The sequence below is a fragment of the Pseudomonas sp. DVZ6 genome, assembly GCF_024259445.1.
Taxonomy (GTDB): domain Bacteria; phylum Pseudomonadota; class Gammaproteobacteria; order Pseudomonadales; family Pseudomonadaceae; genus Aquipseudomonas; species Aquipseudomonas peradeniyensis.
This window is the reverse complement of record NZ_JANCLM010000047.1, coordinates 1-20,451: the sequence shown is the minus strand read 5'-3', so window position 1 is coordinate 20,451 and position 20,451 is coordinate 1. Positions and strand designations below refer to the sequence as shown.

Annotated in this window: 7 protein-coding genes; 5 read left to right on the top strand and 2 right to left on the bottom strand. The window is 67.3% G+C overall.

Annotation, left to right across the window (positions count from 1 at the left end; all coding sequences use genetic code 11):
* The first annotated feature begins 54 nt into the window (after positions 1-54).
* On the top strand, positions 55-2,496 hold the full coding sequence (locus tag NMG10_RS22650; RefSeq protein ID WP_254465177.1) for a TonB-dependent siderophore receptor: 2,442 nt from the start codon (positions 55-57) through the stop codon (positions 2,494-2,496).
* Between the two features lie 310 nt (positions 2,497-2,806).
* On the opposite strand, the gene NMG10_RS22645 is transcribed toward NMG10_RS22650, so the two are convergent.
* Positions 2,807-13,633 carry a peroxidase family protein gene (locus NMG10_RS22645; RefSeq protein ID WP_254465176.1) on the bottom strand — a complete coding sequence of 3,609 codons (10,827 nt, stop codon included), beginning with the start codon at positions 13,631-13,633 and terminating at the stop codon, positions 2,807-2,809.
* 658 nt (positions 13,634-14,291) lie between these two features.
* Here NMG10_RS22645 and NMG10_RS22640 point away from each other — a divergent pair.
* The 4 genes from NMG10_RS22640 (at position 14,292) to NMG10_RS22625 (ending at position 19,388) form a co-directional block, all read left to right on the top strand.
* A complete protein-coding gene (locus NMG10_RS22640) occupies positions 14,292-16,028 on the top strand; it encodes a type I secretion system permease/ATPase (protein ID WP_110739527.1) in 1,737 nt (578 codons plus the stop codon).
* An 18-nt stretch (positions 16,029-16,046) separates the two neighbouring features.
* Positions 16,047-17,372, top strand: coding sequence for an HlyD family type I secretion periplasmic adaptor subunit (locus NMG10_RS22635; RefSeq protein WP_232856887.1), 1,326 nt, complete (start codon positions 16,047-16,049; stop codon positions 17,370-17,372).
* 1 nt (position 17,373) lies between these two features.
* Positions 17,374-18,702 carry a TolC family outer membrane protein gene (locus tag NMG10_RS22630; RefSeq protein WP_254465175.1) on the top strand — a complete coding sequence of 443 codons (1,329 nt, stop codon included), beginning with the start codon at positions 17,374-17,376 and terminating at the stop codon, positions 18,700-18,702.
* 77 nt (positions 18,703-18,779) lie between these two features.
* A complete protein-coding gene (locus NMG10_RS22625; protein ID WP_203647283.1) occupies positions 18,780-19,388 on the top strand; it encodes a hypothetical protein in 609 nt (202 codons plus the stop codon).
* Positions 19,389-19,394: 6 nt separating this feature from the next.
* On the opposite strand, the gene NMG10_RS22620 is transcribed toward NMG10_RS22625, so the two are convergent.
* Positions 19,395-20,177, bottom strand: a complete 783-nt coding sequence (locus tag NMG10_RS22620; RefSeq protein WP_254465174.1) for a FecR family protein — start codon at positions 20,175-20,177, stop codon at positions 19,395-19,397.
* Between the last annotated feature and the right edge of the window lie 274 nt (positions 20,178-20,451).

Below are 20,451 nucleotides of genomic sequence, written 5' to 3'. Positions count from 1 at the left end.
TGCGCCGCGAAAGGGCCTCGCAGAGGCCCCATTGCCCTTCAAAAGGACATCCCCATGCCCCACCACACCCCCTTGGCCCTGAGCCTGGCCATCGGCAGCCTCGCCGTGCCCGCGCTGGCCGCCGAATCCACCGACCGCCTCGACACCGTGGTCGTGGTCGGCACCCACCGCAGCGACCTCACCGCCCTGCAAAGCGCCGCCCCGGTGGACGTGCTCAGCGGCGAAAAGCTCCAGGAAACCGGCGCCCGCGACCTGTCCGGCGCCCTCACCGCCCTGTCACCCTCGTTCAACTACCCGCAATCACCACAAGGCGCCTTCGCCGGTTCCATCGCCCAGGGCGCCTCGCTGCGCGGCCTGGCCTCCGACCAGGTGCTGGTGCTGGTCAACGGCAAGCGCCGCCACACCAGCGCCAACGTCACCCGCCAGGGCCTGGCCAACGGCCGTGGCGCGGCGGCGGTGGACCTGAGCCTGATTCCGCTGGTGGCAGTCGAGCGGGTGGAGATCCTGCGCGACGGCGCCGCCGCCCAGTACGGTTCGGACGCCATCGCCGGGGTGATCAACATCGTGCTCAAGGAGCGCGACGAAGGCGGCAACCTCGGCTACCGCTTCGGCGGCTACGACAAGGGCGACGGCCTGCAGCGCAAGCTCAGCGGCTGGAAAGGCTTCGCCCTGCCCAATGACGGTTTCCTCACCCTGGCCTTCGATGCCGGCAGCCAGGACCCGGCCAGCGACACCCGCGACGACAACCGGATCTTCTACCCCGGCTCCACCAGCACCGCGACCCCGCGCGAGCAGAACAACCGCTACCGCAACTGGCGCTGGGGCTCGGGCAATGTCTCGGACCAGTACAACTTCACCGCCAACGCCGAAATGGGCCTGGGTGATGGCCTGAGCGCCTACGGCCTGGCCACCTACGCGCACAAGAACACCGACGCCGAGAACTTCTTCGACCCGCCCACCACCCTGCGCAGCAACTACGGTAGCGTGGCCCTGGCGCGCTACCCGGACGGGCGCCTGCCGATCACCCGCTACGGCCTGGAGGACCATGCCGTCACCGGCGGCCTGCGCTACCAGGACGAGACCCTCGGGCACTTCGACCTGGCCCTGAACCATGGCAACAACCGCCTCGACTCCACCGACCGCGATGCCATCAACCCCAGCTGGGGGACGGCCAGCGCCTCGACGATCTACACCGGCCGGCGCGAGGCCGACCAGACCAACCTGACCCTGGACTGGACCCGCGACTTCGCCACCGACCTGCTGTTCAAGCCACTGACGGTGTCCGCCGGCCTGGCCTGGCGCGAGGAGAACTACCAGCTCAGCGCCGGCGACGCCCAGGGCTGGCAGAACGGGCCGCTGTTCAACACCGTCGACCCGCTGACCGGGCGGCGCATCCCCGGCTACTATTCGGGCATTACCCAGGTCGACGCCGCCTCCCTCGACCGCCGGGTGATCGGCGCCTACTTCGACCTCGAAGGGCAGATCACCGAGCAACTCCAGGCCGGCTTCGCCCTGCGCAGCGAGCACTACTCCGACTTCGGCGACACCACCAACGGCAAGCTGTCGCTGCGCTACGACTTCACCCCCGAGATCGCCGCCCGGGCCAGCGCCAGCACCGGCTACCGCGCACCGTCCCTGGTGCAGTCGGGGCTGTCGTCGTTCAGCGTGCAGGTGGTCGAGCAACCGCCGGGTAGCGGCAACTGGGTCGAGGTGCAACAGCGCATCCTGCGCGCCGACAGCCCCGAAGCGCAACTGCTGGGCGGCAAGGCGCTCAAGCCCGAGGAGTCGACCAACTTCTCGGTCGGCCTGGTGTGGCGCCCGCTGGCCAACGCGTCGCTGACCGTCGATGCCTACCGCATCGACATCGACAACCGCATCACCCTGTCCGACCAACTGCCGGCGTCGGTGGTCGGGCCGATCTTCGCCGGCACGCCCTACGCCAATATCCAGAGCGCGGCGTTCTACAGCAACATCGCCGACACCCGCACCGACGGCATCGAACTGGCCGGGCACTACCAGCTCGACCTCGGCGCCTGGGGCCGGCTGGACCTCAACGGCGGCTATGCCCGCACCAACACCCGCATCACCGGGCTGGACGATGTCGGCGGCATTGCCGGCAACCAGATCATCGGCCGCAACACCCAGGGGCTGATCGAGGACGGCACGCCCAAGGACAAGCTGACCCTGAGCGCCAACTGGCAGTACCAGGGCTGGAGCGTGACCGTGGCCCAGCGCCGCTACGGCCAGTGGCAGAACCGCAACGCCGCCAACCCGGCGCTGGACCAGACCTTCGGCGCGCAGTGGGTGACCGACCTGGACGTGGCCTACCGTTTCGGGCTGGGGCTGACCTTGTCGGTGGGTGCGATCAACCTGTTCGACAGCCACCCCGACAAGCTCGAGGGCGCGCAGCTGTATGGTGTGCAGAAGTATTCGATCACCAGCCCCGAAGGGGCGCAGGGGGCGTTCTACTACACCAGCCTGAGTTATGACTTTTGAGCGGGTGTGGGGGGGCTGGTGCCAGGCGATAGTCTTGCAGCGCTCTCGAGATCGAGCGCCGCCCGCGCGGCGCATCGCGGCACAAGGCCGCTCCTACATCTGTTTCGGGCCAGTCAATCCTGTGCCATCACCTGGTACGCCTTGTGAGTACGGCGCGGTTTCAGCGTGGGCACAAAGGCAGGCAACCATGGCCTGACAGGTTCGGCACGTTGCAACAAATGTAGGAGCGGCCTTGTGCCGCGATGCGCCGCGCGGGCGGCGCTCGATCGCATAGGCGCTACAACTCTCTCGCCAAACACATCGCCCTCCCTCAAGACGCGAGGATAAAGTCCGCCACCGTCACACTGGTCGCATCCCCCACCCCGACCAGCCGGATGGAGTCAGGCCCCCCGAAACTGACCAGCGTATCGGCGCCCACATCGGCAATGCTGACACTGACGGCAAAGCTCGCCGCGGTAATGCTCAGCGCCGTGATATCCAGCCGGTCCTGCCCCCCTGCCGGGGCGGCGTCGAAGCCGAACACCTGGTCGGTGCCGAAGCCTGCCGCGAACTGGAAGATATCGTTGCCGTCGTTGGCCACCAGCGAGTCGTTGCCGGCACCACCGCTGACGATGTCGTCACCGGCCCCGCCATTGACGAAGTCGTTGCCGTTGCCGCCCTGCACGACATCGTTGCCGCCACCGCCCAGCACCGTGTCGTTGCCGTCGCCGCCGACCACCACATCGATGCCGACACCACCGTCGAGGTTGTCGTTGCCCGCTCCGGCCAGCAGCGTGTCGTTGCCGACACCGCCATTGAGCGTGTCATCGCCCTCCCCTGCGTCGAGACTGTCGTCGCCGCCGCCCCCGTTCAGGCTGTCGGCGCCGAGGCCACCGATCAGCTGGTCGTTGCCGGCATCGCCGTTGAGCGTGTCGTTGCCGGCGTTGCCGACCAGGGTGTCGTTGCCGCCGTCGCCACTGAGGGTGTCGTTGCCGGCACCACCGGTGATGACGTTGTTCAGCCCGTTGCCGCTGCCGATGAAGTTGCCGACGCCGGTGTAGGTCAGGTTCTCGACGTTGGCGCTCAGGCTGTAGCTGGCCAGCGCGGTCAGCACGGTGTCGATGCCGCCACCACCCGCCTCGACCACCACATCCGAGGTGGAGTCGACGATATAGGTGTCGTTGCCGGCACCGCCCACCATACGGTCACCGCCGGCACCGCCATCGAGCTGGTCATTGCCGGCCCCGCCGGTGAGGGTGTTGGCCAGCGTGTTGCCGAAGCCTGTGAAGTTGCCGCTGCCAGTGAAGGTGAGGTTCTCGATGTTGGCGCCGAGCTGATAGCTGAGCAGGCTGGTCTGCACCAGGTCGGTACCACCCCCAGCCGCCTCGACAACGCTGTCGCCGGCATTGTCGACCACGAAGGTGTCGTTGCCGAGGCCGCCGTCCATGGCATCCGCGCCAAGGCCACCGTTGAGGGTGTCGTTGCCGTCCTCGCCGAACAGCAAGTCAGCGTCGTCACCGCCGTTGAGGATGTCGTTGCCCGCCCCACCGAACAGCTGGTCCACCGCGCCCAGGCCATTGAGCGTGTCGTTGCCGCCCAGGCCGCGCAGCACATCGTTGCCAGCGCCGCCGGTGAGTGTGTTCGCCGCATTGGTGCCCACCAGGGTGACGCCGGTCAGCAGGCGCACCGCCGTGGTCGCGGCGGAGGTCACGGTTTCCTGGGCGCCGAAGCCGTCGGTGTAGCGCACGATCACCCGCAGTTGCTGGTTGCCCTGGGCGAAGCCCGGGGTGTAGCTCGCCGTGGTGGCGCCAGCGATGTCGACGAAGATGCCGCCCACGCCCTGCTGCCACTGGAAGCTGAAGGTGCCCAGCCCGTCGAGGTCGGCGATGCCGGCGGTCGAGGCGGTCAGCAACTGCCCCTGGTCCGGCGTGGTGTCGCTGATCAGCACCGTGCCGGTCGGCGCGTCGTTGACGTTGGCCACCGGGCCGAGGATGTCGGAGGCGGCGCGCTCGGCCACGCCGAAGGTGTCCACGTAGCCCACCTGCACCCGGACATGCTGGCCGACCTGGGGCTGGCCAAGGGTGAAGGTACTGGCGGTGGCACCGGCGATATCGACCCAGCCCGCGCCGTTGTTCATCTGCCACTGGAAGGTGAACGGCGCGCTGCCGATGCCGTCGGCGTCGACGATGGTCGCCGGGTTGGCGCTCAGCACCTGGTTCTGCACCAGCAGCCCGGCCACGGCGGGCCCGCTGCTGGGCGCGCTGTTGGCCGAGGAGTCGACGATCTCCAGGGTGCCCTTGGCGTCCTGGTACACCGCCCGCACGCGGATGTTCAGGCCGGCGACATCGTCCGCCACCCGGTAGGTGCTGCCGATCGCCCGCGAGACCTCGCCGGCGGCGACGAAGGTAATGTCCTCGTAGACGCCCGTGCCGGGGATGTTCTCCACCTGCCAGTAGTAGGCCACCGGCCCGCTCAGCGCGCCGCTGGGGTTGCTCGCGCCCTGGTTGTCGGCGTCATGCACCGCCAGGTCGCTGACCCGCAGCAACTGCCCGGCCACGGGCGTGTCATCGCGCAGACCGGTGGCATCGTCGACGATCGCCAGGTGGCCGCTGGGGCCGTTGTTCAGCGCGCTGCCCACGCCGGAAGCCTGGGCGCCGTCGGCGAACTGCAGACGCTCGATGCCGGTCAGGCGATCGACGCCGTCGCGGCCGACCACCGTGTCGGTGACGATCACCGTGTTGCCTTCGACGACGATGCGGTAGTCCGTGGCGATGCCGGAGAACAGCGCGGTGTCGTACTGGTCGGTACCACTGAGGATCTCCCGCACGATCACCAGCTGGCCGGGGTTGTAGGTGCCCTTGAGCATCAGCGGCACCATCGGCTCCATGCTGTCGAACGAGGCGATTTCCGGCCCGCTGCCATCGCTGTTGGCCCGCACACTGATGCGCACGTTCAGCCACTTGTCGCCGTCGAGGATATCGTCGCCGCCACGCCCTTCGATCAGGTCGCTGCCACTGCCGCCGAGGATGATGTTGCCACCGTCGTAGAAGGTCGCGCCAACAGGCAGCAGCCCGGCCAGGCCGTTGATCAGGCTGATGTTGGTGAGCACGCTGCCGGTGGCCCCGGCGGTCGGCAGCGAGGTGGCGTCCTCGTTGTCGCCGCGCAGGAAGTCACCGTGCGCCGAGCCCGACAGGCCTTCCATGATGTCGAAGCGCACCAGCGCCGAAGCCCCCGAGCCCGGTACCGGCGGCACATCGAAGAAGCGGTCGCTGTAGTCGACGGTCACGCCCTGGGCCAGCCCCTTGAAGGTCGCCCAGTCATAGCCGGAGCCGCCGATGTAGCGATCGCCGAAACCGAGGCTGCCGACCATGATGTCGTCGCCGCCTTCACCGTTGAACTTGTCGTTCTCGTTGCCGCCGACGAACACGTCGTTGCCGATCACCGGATCGTTGCCGAGAGGGTCGAAGTTGTCGCCGGGGGCGCCGTCCGAGGTGCCCTTCTCGATCCAGTCGTCGCCTTCGTTGCCCATGTCCTGCTCGTTGGCCTTGCTGCCGAGGATGAAGTCGTTGCCCTGGCCGCCGATGGCCTCGGAAGCATCCTCGCCGGTGACGATGAAGTCATTGCCGAAGCCGCCGATGATCAGGTTGACGCCATTGCCGCCATGCAGCACATCGTTGCCGTCGCCGCCCTGGATGTTGTCGTCGCCGCCCATGTCGCTGATGATGTCGTCGCCGGCACCGCCGCGCAGCTGGTCGTTGCCGTAGCCGCCTTCGATACGGTCGTTGCCGCCGTCGCCCCAGACCGTGTCGTCGCCTTCGCTGGAGACGAGGATGTCGTCGCCCTGGGTGCCGCCCAGCACGATGTGCTGGTCACCGGCATAGCGGATGTAGTTGCTGTCGGGCCCGACGGTCAGCGGGCTGTCGCGGAACACCACCTGCTGGCCGTTGTCGCCAAGCGGGTCGGCGTTGCCCAGGCCGTCGTTGTACTGCTTGCTGCGGTCCAGCTCCAGGTAGAACCCGGGGTCGGAGAACACCAGGCCTGGCAGGTGCGTGGCCGAAGTGTTGGCCATGATCAGCTTGGCGAACGAGTTGCTTTCCAGCTCGGCGTTCATCGACAGGCCGGCGGTGCGCTCCAGGTAGTAGAAGCGGTCACCGTCCTGCAGTTTCTCCAGCTGGTTCTCGAACACGAAGTTGAAGGTGCTGCCGAGCATGCCGCCGAACGGGGTCTTGGCCTCGGCCAGGCCGCCGATCCACAGGTCGATGGCATCGACGCCGGTCACGGTCACGCCCTTGAGGTCATCGACAGTGCCCAGCACCCCGTCCTTGCCCGCCAGCGTCACGTTAGCCCAGCTGCCGCTGCCGTTGAGGAAGTCCAGGCGGTCGGACGGCGCGTCCGCGCCACCGAACACCAGGGCCAGGGCCGCGGCGCGCTTGCCGTCGAGGGTGGTGGCCGAGGTGATGGAGCCGTGGGTGCCGTAGGCGGCGATGAAGTTGATCAAGGACTCCGGGTGCTTGAGGTGCTGCACCAGGTCGACCCAGCTGGTGTACGGCTTGAGCTGGGTATCGCCGGTCTGCCCGAAGATGTCGCGGCGCACGGCGTTGAGCGAGGGGATGCCGACATCGCGGCCACGGGCGATGTTGATCGCCGGCAGGTCCAGCGGCAGGCCGAGCAGGTTGTTGCGCAGCGCCTCGGTGACGAACTCGTCGATCTCGTTGCCGGCCTGGCGGGTCACCCCGCGCACGATGGCACTGGTTGCCTCCTCGGGGGTCACGCCGCTGGCGGCGTAGGCCAGCGGGTTGAGGAACGCCGCGATCAGGCCCATCTGCTGCTCGGGGTTGGCGCTGGCCGGATCGCCGATCACCTTGAAGTCGATGTCGAAGCGGTCGACGGTCTCGGTCAGCATCGAGTGGCCGAAGCGGTACACGGTGTGCGCGAACTCGGCGACGATCGAGGCATCGAGGTCGACGTCGTAGACCTGGGTCGGGGCGAAGAACAGGTCGACGCGCGGCTGGATGGTCCGGGCGAACTCCTCGAACACCAGGTGCTGGTACTGCATCTCGGTGCCGAACTTGGCCGCCTGGAACAGTCGCTCGCCGTTCCACACCAGGGCGTCGATCTCGGCCTGGCTGACGGGCAAGGCGCTGACCGGGGTCAGCAGCCACTCGTTGAGGAAGGCCAGGTCGCCCGAGTCGAGCACGGTGTCCTGGGTCTGCGCCACCAGCCGGTTGTGCTCTGAGTGGAAGATCGCATGCACGGCGGTCAGGCCGATGTTCTCGTTGACCCGGCCATCGCCGGCGATGTAGTGGGCGTCCAGCAGTTCGTTGTCGTAGGCCAGGTTGGCACCGGTGTGCGGATTGACCGGCACGGCGTTGCCGGTGGCGCTGTCGGCATCCGGCGCGAGCACGCCACCGATGGATACCGGCACGGCATTGTGAGCGATGTCGGCAAGGAACTGATGGCCGGTGCGCACGGCATTGGTCAGGTCGATCGGCGCCAACGGGTTGCCTTCGACCAGCACATCATCGGCGGTGCCGCCCAAGCCGTCGGCGCCCTTCATCACCACCATCGGATAGCCATGCGGCCCCTTGATGAAGTTGCCGTAGGCATCGGTGGCCAGCAGCGGCACGTTGTCGACGTCGGCGTCGGTCAGGTGGATGCCGAGGATGTCGTTGGCCTGGGCCTTGACCACCTTCCAGGTGGCCATGCCACCGATCTCGCTGTCGTCAGCGGTGCCGAACTTGCCGTCGGCGCCCAGGTCACGGTTGGTGATCAGCCGGCCGGTGGCGATGGGGCCGCTGGCGCTGAGCTGGTAGCCGCGCAGGAACACCTGGTGCGAGGGGTGCGAGCTGTAGGTCTGGTTCTGGTCGACGAACGGCGTGGTGGTGTTGGTGTGCTCGTGAATGTCGTCGGCGTTGCCGAGGATGCCGTCCGGCCCCGGCAGGTTGGTGGCCCGGGTCAGCACCATGAAGTTGGCGGCGCCGCCCGGCACGTACAGCGGGTCGTCCGGCTGCAGGGGAATGAAGATGGTTCCCGAACCGCCCTTGGTGACCAGGTCCAGGCCGTGGTCGAAGAATTGGCCGAAGAAGGTCATCCAGGCGTTGAACGGCGCCGACAGCCCGGCATCCGCCGAGGTGTTCTCGAACAGGAAGACATCATGGTCGTCGCCGGTGCCGAACTGGCCGTCCATGCCGGGGCTGGCGACGACCCGCACACCGTCCTTGAGCTGGTCGTCGTTGCCCGGCGTGCCGAAGTCCAGCACGCCGTTGGCGCCGGGGTCGTAGGCGCTGGCGTAGGCCGCCGGGTTGTTCGAGGTCTGGTCGACGATCAGGTTGCTGATGGTGCGCGGCTCTGAGTCGAACACGTAACCGCTGGTCTGCTGGTACGACGAGCCGGGGATGGCCGGCGAGCCGGGGCCGAAGAACCCGGCGGGCGCGCCCTCGGCGGTATTGAACACCGGGTCGGTCAGGCGCGGGAAGACATTGTCGGCGGCGCCATACTCGGTATGGTCATGGCCATTGAGGTTCATCAGGTTGTTGTTAGAGCCGTCGACCGCGCGCAGGCCCAAGGGCGCGCGGATGTTGGGGATCAGCGAGAGGATGTCCTGCCCGGCGGCATCCGCTTCGGCGATCTTGATCTGGGCGAGGATGAAGTTGAGGTCGGAACGGACCATGTGCAGGCCCTCGCCCCCCGCGCTGGCATCGACCACCGGCGTGGGCGCGGTCGGCACCACCGGCGCGCCGGCCTCGACCACGGTGGTGGGCGCGCTGAACAGCACCTCGGTGGTGCCGTGGGCGTCCTGGTAGATCGCCTTGACCCGCAGCGACAGGCCGACCAGGTCCGGCGACACCTTGAACGCGGTGCCATCGGCGCTCTGGAACGCCAGGTCGCCGGCCGGCAGCAGGATGATGTCCTCGAACACACCGCTGCCGGGGTCGGCCTCGAACTGCCAGTAGTAGGACACCGAAGCATTGGCCAGGGTGCCCAGCGGGTTGCCCGCCGTGACGTTGTCGCCGTCGCGCACCCCGGCCATGCTCACGCTGAGGATATCGCCCACGGTGATCGCGCCACCGTTGCCGTCACTGAGGTTCGGGCTGCCGGTCGGCTGCGCGTTCAGCCCCGGCACCAGCACGCGCTGGGCATCGGCGAACTGCAGGCGCTCGATGTGCAGCAGGGTATCGGTGCCGTCACGCCCGGCCACGGTATCGGCCACGGTCCACACATCGTCCGCCAGGTCGGCGGTGCCGCGGGTGTCCTGGGTCACCACGTACTCGGCCTGCACCCCGGAGAACACCGCGGTGTCGAAGGCCGCGCCGCCAGTCGAGGTGCCGGGCAGGATTTCCCGGATGGCCTTGAGCTGGCCGGGATTGTAGGTGCGGTCGAGCATGAACGGGATCATCTCGACCATGCTGTCGAAACTGGCGATTTCTGGCCCTGTGTGGTCGAGGTCATCGGCGGCGTAGACCGCGATACGCACGTTGAGCCACTTGTCGCCGTCGATCAGGTCGTCGCCGCCACGGCCCTCGATCAGGTCGCTGCCATTGCCGCCCAGCAGGATGTTGCCGGTGGCAAAGCCGGTGGTCGGCAGCCCGGCGTCGGCGAGGAACTGCGCCAGCCCGCGGATCAGCGCGACATTGCTCAGGGCGCTGCCGGTGGTGCCGCCGTGGTTGAGGATGGTGACCGCATCGACATCGTCGCCCTTGAGCACGTCGGCAAAGCGCGAACCGGACAGCCCCTCGACCTCGGCGAAGCGATCGAGGATCGACGCCGGCGAAGCGCCGACCGGGTTGAACACCCCGGCGTTCTGGTTCGGCGCGTTGCCATGGGGCTGCGCCAGCGCGGCCAGGCTCAGGTCGGCGGTGACGCCGACCTGGTCGTTCTTGTAGGTGATCCAGTCGAAGCCGGACATGCCGTCCATCTTGTCCTGAGCATCGCTGCCGACAAAGATGTCGTCGCCGCCCTCGCCGATCATTTCGTCGAAGCCGCCGCCACCGACGAAGATGTCGTTGCCCACCACTTCATCGGTAAGCAGCGGCGCGAAGTTGTCGCCCGGCGCGCCGTCCTGGGTGCCCTTCTCGATCCAGTCATCGCCTTCGTTGCCGGTGGGCGGCAGGTTGGTCTTGGCGCCGAGGATGAAGTCATCGCCCTGGCCGCCGAAGGTGGTGCTGATGTCCTCGGTGGTGATGATGAAGTCCTGGCCGTCGCCGCCGAGGATCAGGTTGCCGGCGGCAAGCATGCTGCCGGCGACGATCACGTCGTTGCCGGCGTTACCTTCCAGGCGGTTGTCGCCGAACGAATCGGTGATGATGTCGTCGCCTGCGCCACCGAGCACGGCATCGTTGCCGGCGCCGCCCTCGAGGTAGTCGTTGCCGCCATCGCCATAGAGCGTGTCGTCGCCTTCGCCGGAAAGGATGATGTCATCGCCCGAGGTACCGCCGAGCACCACGTGGTCTTCGCCGGTGTAGTGCAGGTAGTTGTCGTCCGGCCCGACGGTGTCGGGGTTGTCGCGAATGACCAGCGGCACGATCTCCACGCCGTTGATCTCGATCCCTCCGGTGGGGTCGGCGCGACCGTCGCCGCCAAGACCGGTGAACTGGTTGGCCTGGTTGACCTCGAGGGTGAAGGTCGGGGTGAGGAACACGGTGTTGGACAGGTGGGTGACATCGGAGTTGGCCATGATCAGCTTGGCGAACGAGTTGTTCTCCAACTCAGCGCCGAAGTTAAGGCCGGCGGTACGCGACAGGTAATAGAAGCGGTCGCCGTTCTGCAGGGCCTCCAGCTGGGTCTCGAAGACGAAGTTGAAGGACGAGCCGAGCATGCCGCCGAAGGGCATCTTCTGCTCGGCCAAACCGCCGACCCAGAAGTCGATGGCGTCGACCCCGGTCACCGTCACCCCGCTCAGGTCGTCCGCGGTGCCCAGCACGCCATCCTTGCCGGCCTTGGTCACGTTGGCCCAGGCGCCGCTTCCGTTGAGGAAGTCCAGGCGGTCGGACGGCGCGCCGCTGCCGCCCAGCACCAGGGCCAGGGCGGCGGCGCGCTTGTCGGCCAGGGTGGTTGCCGAGGTGATCGAGGCGTGCGTGCCGTAGGCGGCGATGAAGTTGACCAGCGACGCGGGGTGCTTGAGGTGGTCGGCAAAGTCGACCCAGCTGATGTAGGGCTTGAGCTGGCTGTCGCCGGTCATGGCGTAGAACTCGCGGCGCGACTCGTTGAGCGAGGGGATGCCGGTGTCGCGGCCACGGGCCAGGTTCAGCGCCGGCAGGTCCAGGGGCAGGCCGAGCAGGTTGTTGCGCAGCGCCTCGGTGACGAATTCGTCGATCTCGTTGCCGAGCTGGCGGGTCACGCCACGGATGATCGCCCCGGCCGCTTCATCGGCGGTGGCGCCGCTGCCGGCGAAGGCCAGCGGGTTGAGAAAGGCGGCGATCAGGCCCAGTTGCTGGTCCGGGTTGTCCGGGTCGCTGAGGATCGGGTTGAACGCCGGGTCGAAGCGGTCGACGGTCTCGGTCAGCATCGAGTGGCCGAAGCGGTACACCACATGGGCGAACTCGGCGAGGATCGCCGGGTTGATCGAGGTGTCATAGCCGCTGGGGGCGAGGAACTCGTCGATCTGTGGCTGGATGGTGCGGGCGAACTCCTCGAACACCAGGTGCTGGTACTGCATCTCGGTGCCGAACCTGGCCGCCTGGAACAGGCGTTCGCCATTCCACACCAGCGCCGCCACCTCGGCGGGCGTGGCGGGCAAGGCGGCCACATCGTCGATCAGCCACTCGTTGAGGAACGCCAGGTCGCCCGAGGCGAGGATGGTGTCCTTGGTCTGCTGGACCAGGCGGTTGTGCTCGGCGTGGAACACGTGGTGCACGGCGGTCAGGCCGATGTTCTCGTTGACCCGGCCGTCACCGGCAATGTAGTGGGCGTCGAGCAGTTCGTTGTCGTAGGTCAGGTTGTTGCCGCCCGGGCCCATGGGCTGGGCATTGCCCACGGCACTGTCGGCATCGGCCTGCAGCACCCCGCCGACCAGCACCGGCTCGGCGTTGTGGGCGATGTCGTCGAGAAAACCATGGCCGCTGCTCACGGCATTGACCAGGCTGATGGGCGCGGCGCGGTTGCCTTCGACCAGCTGGGTGACGTCGTCGGCGGTGCCGGCAATACCGTCGGCGCCATTGCCCACGCGGATCACCACCTGCGGCATGCCGTTGGGTCCGCGCAGGAAGTTGCCATAGGCGTCGGTGGCCAGCAGTGGCACCCGGTGCACGTCGGCGTCGGTCAGGTTGATGCCGAGGATGTCGCGGGCCTGGGCCTTGACCACGGCCCAGGTGGCCATGCCGCCGTTCTCGCCGTTGCCATCGTCGCTGGTGCCGAACTTGCCATCGGCGCCCAGGTCACGGTTGGTGATCAAGCGCCCGGTGGCCACCGGGTGACCGGCCGCGTCGAGGGCGTACTCGCGCAGGAATACCTGGTGCGAGGGGTGCGAGCTGTAGGTCTGGCTCTGGTCGACGAAGGGCGAGGTGGTGTTGGGCTGGCCATCGTCGGCGGTTCCGACCACGCCATCGGCGCCGGCCGTGCGCACGGCACGCGGCAGCACCATGAAGTTGGTCGGGCTGTTGGCCACGTACAGTGGGTCGTCCGGTTGCAGCGGGATGAACACCATCTGGCTGCTGCTCTTGGTGACCAGGTCCAGGCCGTGGTCGAAGAACTGGCCGAAAAAGGTCATCCAGGCGTTGAAGCCGGCGGTCAGGCCGACGTCCGGCGACTGGTTGGGGATGAAGAACACCTCTTTGTCATCGGCGGTGCCGAACACCCCGTCGATGCCGGGGCTGAGCACCGGAGCGGCGCCGCCGTTGGCGTCGACCGCGGCCGGGTTGTTGGCGGTCTGGTCGACGATCAGGTTGCTGATGGTGCGCGGCTGGCTGTCGCTCACCGTGCCGGTGCCGGCATACGCCGCGCGGTACTGGGCATCCATCAGGCGCAGGAAGGCGTTGTCCGAGGCGCCGAACTCACTCTGCCCGGTCACCAGGTTGTTGTAGCTGCCATCGACGGTGCGCAGGCCGAACGGCACCTGGCTGTTGGGCAGCAGGTCGATGAGGCTGGCGCCCTTGGCGTGGGCCTCGGCGATGAAAATCTGCTGGAGGATGAATTGCAGGTCGGACTTGCTGAAATTGGCCATGATGGTTGACCTCTGTCTGTCGGGAGCGAGGCGCAGGCGCCCGTCGCGCCCGGTCGGTGGCGTGCACGGTCATGCAGTTGATTTTTTTATGGCGAATACGGGTGCGCGACAGCGTTACCCGTCGTGCGGGCTACGTGCCTCGGATTCGCGAAGGTTCAGGGCTCGCCGTCGCTCAGGCGCGGCGCTCCCGGGCCCGGGGCGGGCCATGGTTTCTCGAATGGCAGGGGAACGTCCTGTAGAGCCCATTCACTCGGTACAAGAACAGGATACGAGTCATGTTCTGCTCCCACAGGAATGTCGACAAGGATTCGCGAGGGGTCGGGGCGACAGCTGGCCTGCGGCGAAAGTTCCCACGAACTGATTAAGACTAAAGTTGCGCGGCAAAATATTGTCAATATCTCGTCAGCAAAAAATGTCGCGCATCGATAATGCTTATCAAGCCACTGTTTTTAATAGGAACTTGAAGGAATCAATAGAGCAAAAAGATATTACAAGATATTTCTACGCAACCTACTCTGCTGTTTGTGGGCTCCCTGCAGCGTATTTGGAATAACCCGCCAAAAGAGCGACAAAACCTTCTGCAGGCCAGTAACCACAAGGCTTTTAGCCCGACCACCGCAACGGCGGCCGGCATTTTTCGCAGAGGGAGGCTCCCCCGATGACCAGGCAGACAGGTACCCGCTCCGAGCTGGCCGAGGCACTGTTTCAACTGCGACGCAGTTTCTATGCCCTGGCGGTGTTCAGCGGGGTGATAAACGTCATGATGTTGACGCCCGCCGTGTACATGCTGCAGGTATACGACCGCGCGCTGGTCAGCCGCAACCTCACGACCCTGGGCATGCTGACGGTGCTGGTGGTGGGGCTGTTCCTGCTGATGACCACCCTGGAGATGCTGCGCAGCCGGGTGCTGGTGCGGGTCGGCAACCGCCTGGACATGGCGCTCAACCGGCGCCTGTTCAGCGCCGCCTTCGAGCGCAACCTCAGCCGTGCCGGTGGCAGCCCCGGCCAGGCCCTGCAGGACCTGGCGCAGGTGCGTCAGTTCCTCACCGGCAACGGCCTGTTCGCCTTTTTCGACGCGCCCTGGACACCGATCTATCTGCTCGTCGCCTACCTGATCCACCCGCTGCTCGGCCTGGTCACGCTGGTCGGCTCGCTGATCCTCGCGGCACTGGCCTGGCTCACCGAAAAGGCCACCAAGCAGCCCCTGGGCGAGGCCAACCACGCCGCCCTCGCCTGCGCCCATTACGCCAACAACAACCTGCGCAACGCCGAGGTGATCGAGGCCATGGGCATGCTGGCGTCGATCAGCCAGCGCTGGTTCCAGAGCCACCTGCGCATCCTGCAGATGCAGACCCTGGCCTCCGACCGCGCCGCCGTCATCGGCAGCATCGGGCGCTTCGTGCGCATCACCCTGCAGTCGCTGATCCTCGGCACCGGGGCCCTGCTGGCGATCGAGGGCAAGATCACCCCGGGCATGATGATCGCCTGCTCGATCCTGACCGGCCGGGCCCTGGGCCCGGTGGAACAGGTGATCGCCGCGTGGAAGCCACTGCTCGGCTGCCGCCTGGCCTGGGGCCGGCTCAACGGCTTGCTGCAGGACTATCCGCAGCGCCCGCCGAGCATGTCGCTGCAACGGCCGCTGGGCATGCTGGCGGTGGAGAACGTGTATGCCGGCGCGCCCGGCACCGGCAGCACCATCCTGCGCGGTGTCAGCCTGGGCCTGACCCCGGGTGAAAGCCTCGGGGTGATCGGCCCGTCAGCCTCGGGCAAGTCGACCCTGGCGCGGTTGCTGGTCGGGGTGTGGCCGGCCCAGGCCGGCAAGGTGCGCCTGGACGGCGCCGACATCTTCACCTGGAACAAGCGTGAACTGGGCCCCTGGCTCGGCTACCTGCCCCAGGATGTCGAGCTGTTCGAAGGCAGCATCGCCGACAACATCGCCCGCTTCGCCGAGGTGGACAGCGAGGCGGTGATCCGCGCCGCCAAAAGCGCCGGCGTGCACGACATGATCCTGCGCTTTGCCCAAGGCTACGACACCCGCCTGGACAGCGACGGCGGCCCGCTGTCCGGCGGTCAGAAGCAGCGTATCGCCCTGGCCCGCGCGCTGTACGGCGAACCCAACCTGATCGTGCTGGACGAACCGAACGCCAACCTCGACGACCTCGGTGAGAAAGCCCTGGTCGACGCCCTGGCCGAACTCAAGGGCCGCGGCGCCACGGTGGTGCTGATCTCGCACCGCCCCAACGTGCTCTGCGCCGTCGACAAGGTGCTGATGCTGCGCGACGGCGCCGTGCAGATGCTCGGCAGCCGTGAAGAAGTGTTCGCCGCCCTGCGCACGGCCAGCGTGATCCCCGCTGGCGCCGCGACCCCGCTGGCCGCCGTCAAGGTACGGGAGTGACCGATCATGATCCATTCCATGCAAACCGAACTGCTTCCGGCCGACGCCAACCCGATCGACCTCGACGTCGGCAAACCCGTGCGCTGGGGCCTGTGGCTGGTGCTCGCCGGCTTCGGCGGTTTCCTCCTGTGGTCATGGCTGGCGCCCCTGGACGCCGGCGTGGTCGCCACCGGCACGGTCAAGGTCACCAGCAACCGCAAGGCCGTGCAGCACCTGACCGGCGGCACCGTCGAGGCGATCCTGGTGCACGAGGGTGAGCGGGTGAACAAAGGCCAGGCGCTGGTGCGCCTCGACGCCCTGCATGCGCTGGCCGAGCAAGGCGCGGTCAGCGCCCAGTACATCGTCAGCAAGACCGTGGAGAATCGCCTGGAGGCCGAACGCGACGGCCACGACACGGTGACCTTCGCCCCTGCCCTGCTGCGCCAGTTCGAAGACGATCCGCGGCTGTTGGCGGCCATGGACCTGCAACAGCACCTGCTGGCGACCCGGCGCGCGGGCCTGGCCGGCGAAATCGGCATCCTCGAGGAGAACATCGCCGCCTCGGCGGTGCAGCTCAAGGGCCTGCAGCAGGTGTATGGCGCCCGCGCCTCGCAGATCGGCTTCCTCGGCCAGGAACTGCAAGGCACGCGCATGCTCGCGGCCGAAGGCTATGTACCGCGCAACCGCCTGCTGGAGCTTGAGCGCAGCAACGCCGACCTCTCCGCCGGCCAGGCCGAGAACCTCAACAACATCGCCCGGGTGCGCAGCCAGATCAACGAGCTCAGGCTGCGCGTCCTGCAGCGCCGCCACGACTACCTCAAGGAGGTGCAGTCGCAGCTGACCGACACCGCCAAGGAAAGCACCACCCTGGCCGACCGCCTGCGCGCCCTGGACTACGAAGTGACCCATACGATCATCCGCGCGCCCATCGACGGCATGGTCCAGGCCTTGAGCATCGCCACCGTCGGCGGGGTGGTCCAGCCCGGCAGCCGGATCATGGAGATCGTCCCGCTCGACGAGCCACTGCAGGTCGACGCGATGATCCCGGTGCAGGCCATCGACCGCATGACCCCGGGCCTGGCCGTGGACATCGCCTTCCCCGCCTTCAACCACGCCAGCACGCCGAACATTCCCGGGCGCGTGCTGACCGTCTCCGCCGACCGCCTGCTCGACGAGGAGAGCAAGCAGCCGTTCTACCTGGCCCAGGTGGAAGTCACCGCCGACGGCATGGCTTTACTCGGCAGCAACCATATCCGCCCCGGCATGCCCGCCACCGTCACCATCAAGACCGGCGAGCGCAACCTGCTGAGCTACCTGCTCAAACCCCTGCTCGAACGCGTCGACGCCGCGTTCAAGGAGCAATGAGATGAATCGCCATTGCCTTGGCCTGTGCCTGCTGACGCTGGCGTTGCCGGCCGGCGCCATGGACCTCAAGCAGGCCTGGGACCTGCTGCAGTACCAGGGGCCGATCTACCGCGCCGCGGTGCATGAGCAGCAGGCCGGCCTGGAAAACCGCGCCATCGGCCAGGCCGGCCTGCTGCCGCAGGTCAACGCCTCGGCCTACGCCAACCGCATCGACGGCAGCCAGCGCCAGCACGGCATCGACAACGACCTCGACTATGACGCCACCGGCGCCAACCTGCGCCTGCGCCAGCCGCTGTTCAACAAGCAGAAGATGGCCGAATACCGCCAGGGCCAGCAACGCGCCGACTACAGCGTGGCGGTATTCGACGCCAAGAGCCAGGACGCCGCCGTGCGCCTGGCCGACAGCTACTTCGACGTGCTCCTGGCCAGCGAGACCATCACCCTGGCCCGGGCCAAGCTCGGTGCCTTCGAGGAGCAGCTCGGCTCGGCCAGGCGACGCATGCAGCTGGGGGCCGGCACCATCACCGACATCGACGAGTCCCTGGCCCGGCGCGACCTTGCCGAGGCCGAGCTGATCGAGGCCCAGGACAACCTGGCCAACGCCAGCCGCAAACTGGCCGAGTACATCGGCGAGACACCCGTGTCGCTGACCACCCTGCAGGCGGACTTCGCCACCCCGCCCCTGCTACCGGACAACCTGCGCGACTGGCTGGCCAGGGCCCAGGCCGACAGCCCGGTGATCCAGGCGCGCCGGCACAGCTACGCGCTGGCCGAGGAAGAGGTCAAGCGCGCCAAGGCCGGCCACTGGCCGACCCTGGACTTCGTCGCCGGCTACACCGCTGGCAAGAGCCAGTCGATCTCCGAGCTGAACCAGCGCAACCACTACAGTTCGATCGGCCTGGAGCTGAACATCCCGCTGTACAGCGGCGGCGGCGTCAGCGCGCTGAGCCGCCAGGCCAGCGCCAACAGCGCCAAGGCCCTGGACGAGCTCGATGCCACGCGACAGGAAGTCATCACTGGCACCACCCGCGAGTTTCGCGGCGTGCAAAGCGGCGCCCTGCGCGTGCACGCGCTGGAAAAGGCGGTGGCCTCCAACGAACGCTCGCTGCTATCGGCACGCAAGGGTTTCAGTGCCGGCGGCACCAGCACCAACGCCGATGTGCTCGACGCCGAGGAGCTGCTGTTCGTGGCACGGCATGACCTGTTCGAGGCCAAGCTGCGCTACCTGATGTCGCGCCTGCGCCTGGCCTCGGCGGTGGGCAGCCTGGGGGATGACGACATCGACCAGATCAACCGGTACCTGGGGCCGGAGTTGTTGGTGAACAACTAGATTGAGATACAGCCCGCGACATCGGCCCACAGTTTGGCGATACTGCTCAGCCCTCATCCATGAAAAGGACTTCGCTGATGAAGCGACTGCTTGCCCTCACCCTCCTCACCCTGGCCATCGCCGGCTGCGACAAGGCCGACCAGACCACCGCGGCGACCGGCCAATGCGCCAAGGACACCGACTGCAAGGGTGAGCGCATCTGTGAAAGCGGCCAGTGCGTCAACCCGCAGCCTCAGGCCGCGCTATTGGCCAAGCCTACCGTCAGCGCACCGCTGGCGCCGAGCATCGCCTATGAGCCGCTGCCGATCAGCGACGAAGGTGCCGGTCCGTTCAGCGTCCAGGGCATGGAAATGGGCACCGCGTTGAACTACCAGTCCCGGGCAGGCGTGATGAACGTCATGGAGTCCGTCGTCGCCGACGCCGAAGGCACCGGCTACGTCGCCATCGAGAAAGCCTACGCCTTCGGCCCGAGCCGCTATGTGCTGGTGGTGTCCACGGGCGAAGGCGGCAATGCCTGCCCGGCGTCCACCTATGTCTTCAGCTTCGATACCAGCGGCGAGTACGTGGACGGCAAGGCTGAGGTGGACGGCTGTTCGGAAATGGTCGAAAGCATGGCCGAAGGCAACAAGCTGACCATCAAGAAGGATGGCGCCGCGACCGTGGTGTACAACGGCCAGGTGAAGTGAGTGGGCTCAGGCCGGCACCACGTTGGCCCAGTACCCCAGTACCCGCTGGATCCGAACCGGCAGGGTCTCGGTCAGCAGCATCAGGCTGGCATCCGGTTGGTCGAGGGACAATGACCTGCTGACCTGCAATCGCGCGATCTGCGGGTCGCACCTGAGCACGCCTGGGCGATAGTTGTCGAGTTCCTCGAGCACCTCGGCCAGGGGCATGCGCTCGGCCACCAGGTGTCCATGGGTCCAGGCTCCGGCCCCAGTTGGCAGTGCGACCCTCGGGGTACTGCCCGTGTCGCCGAACAGTTGCTGCCACCCGGCTTCCAGTGCCAGCGGAGCGGCCGAACCCCACGCGATCGATGCCACGCCATCAAGCATCTGCACCACGGTCGCGGATGCTTGTTGCTGGACGATCAAGCGCGCCGCCTGCCCCGGCATGATCCGTACCTGGGTGGTTCGCAGGCTGACACCGGCGCCCTGTGTCACCTCCAGCAGCACCCGCCCACGTTGCAAGGTCACGGCGCGGCCAGCGTTGTCCAGTGCGCTGCGGCTGTCCAGTAGCACCGAAAGGCCCGGTGCCAGTCGCCAACCGCGTCGTTGTCCGGTGCCGGTGGCGCAATCGCTGAACAGCGTTGGCAGCGCGCCACCTTGGTTCACGCCATAGCCACTGGCGAGAAGTACGCCGGTCGCGGTCAGGCCGCCGAGCAGCGTTCGCCGCGACACCTTCGCCCGGCCACCCTGGGGCTGGGAGTCACGGTTCTGGATCAGGTCCAGTGCCGGGTCGCGGTGGGTTGAAGACATGCGGCGACTCTCTGGGGAGGGCGAAAAGGTGCTTATGATAATTCTTATCATTTACTTTTTGCCAGTTGCTCTGACTCGCTCTGGGGGTGTTCGCCGTAACCGTTGCAGCGCCTATCAGATCGAGCGCCGCCCGCGCGGCGCATCGCGGCACAAGGCCGCTCCTACATCTGTTTCGGGCCGGTCAATCCTGTGCCATCACCCGGTACGCCTTGTGAGTACCGCGCGGTTTCAGCGTGGGCACCAAGGCAGGCAACCATGGCCTGACAGGTTCGGT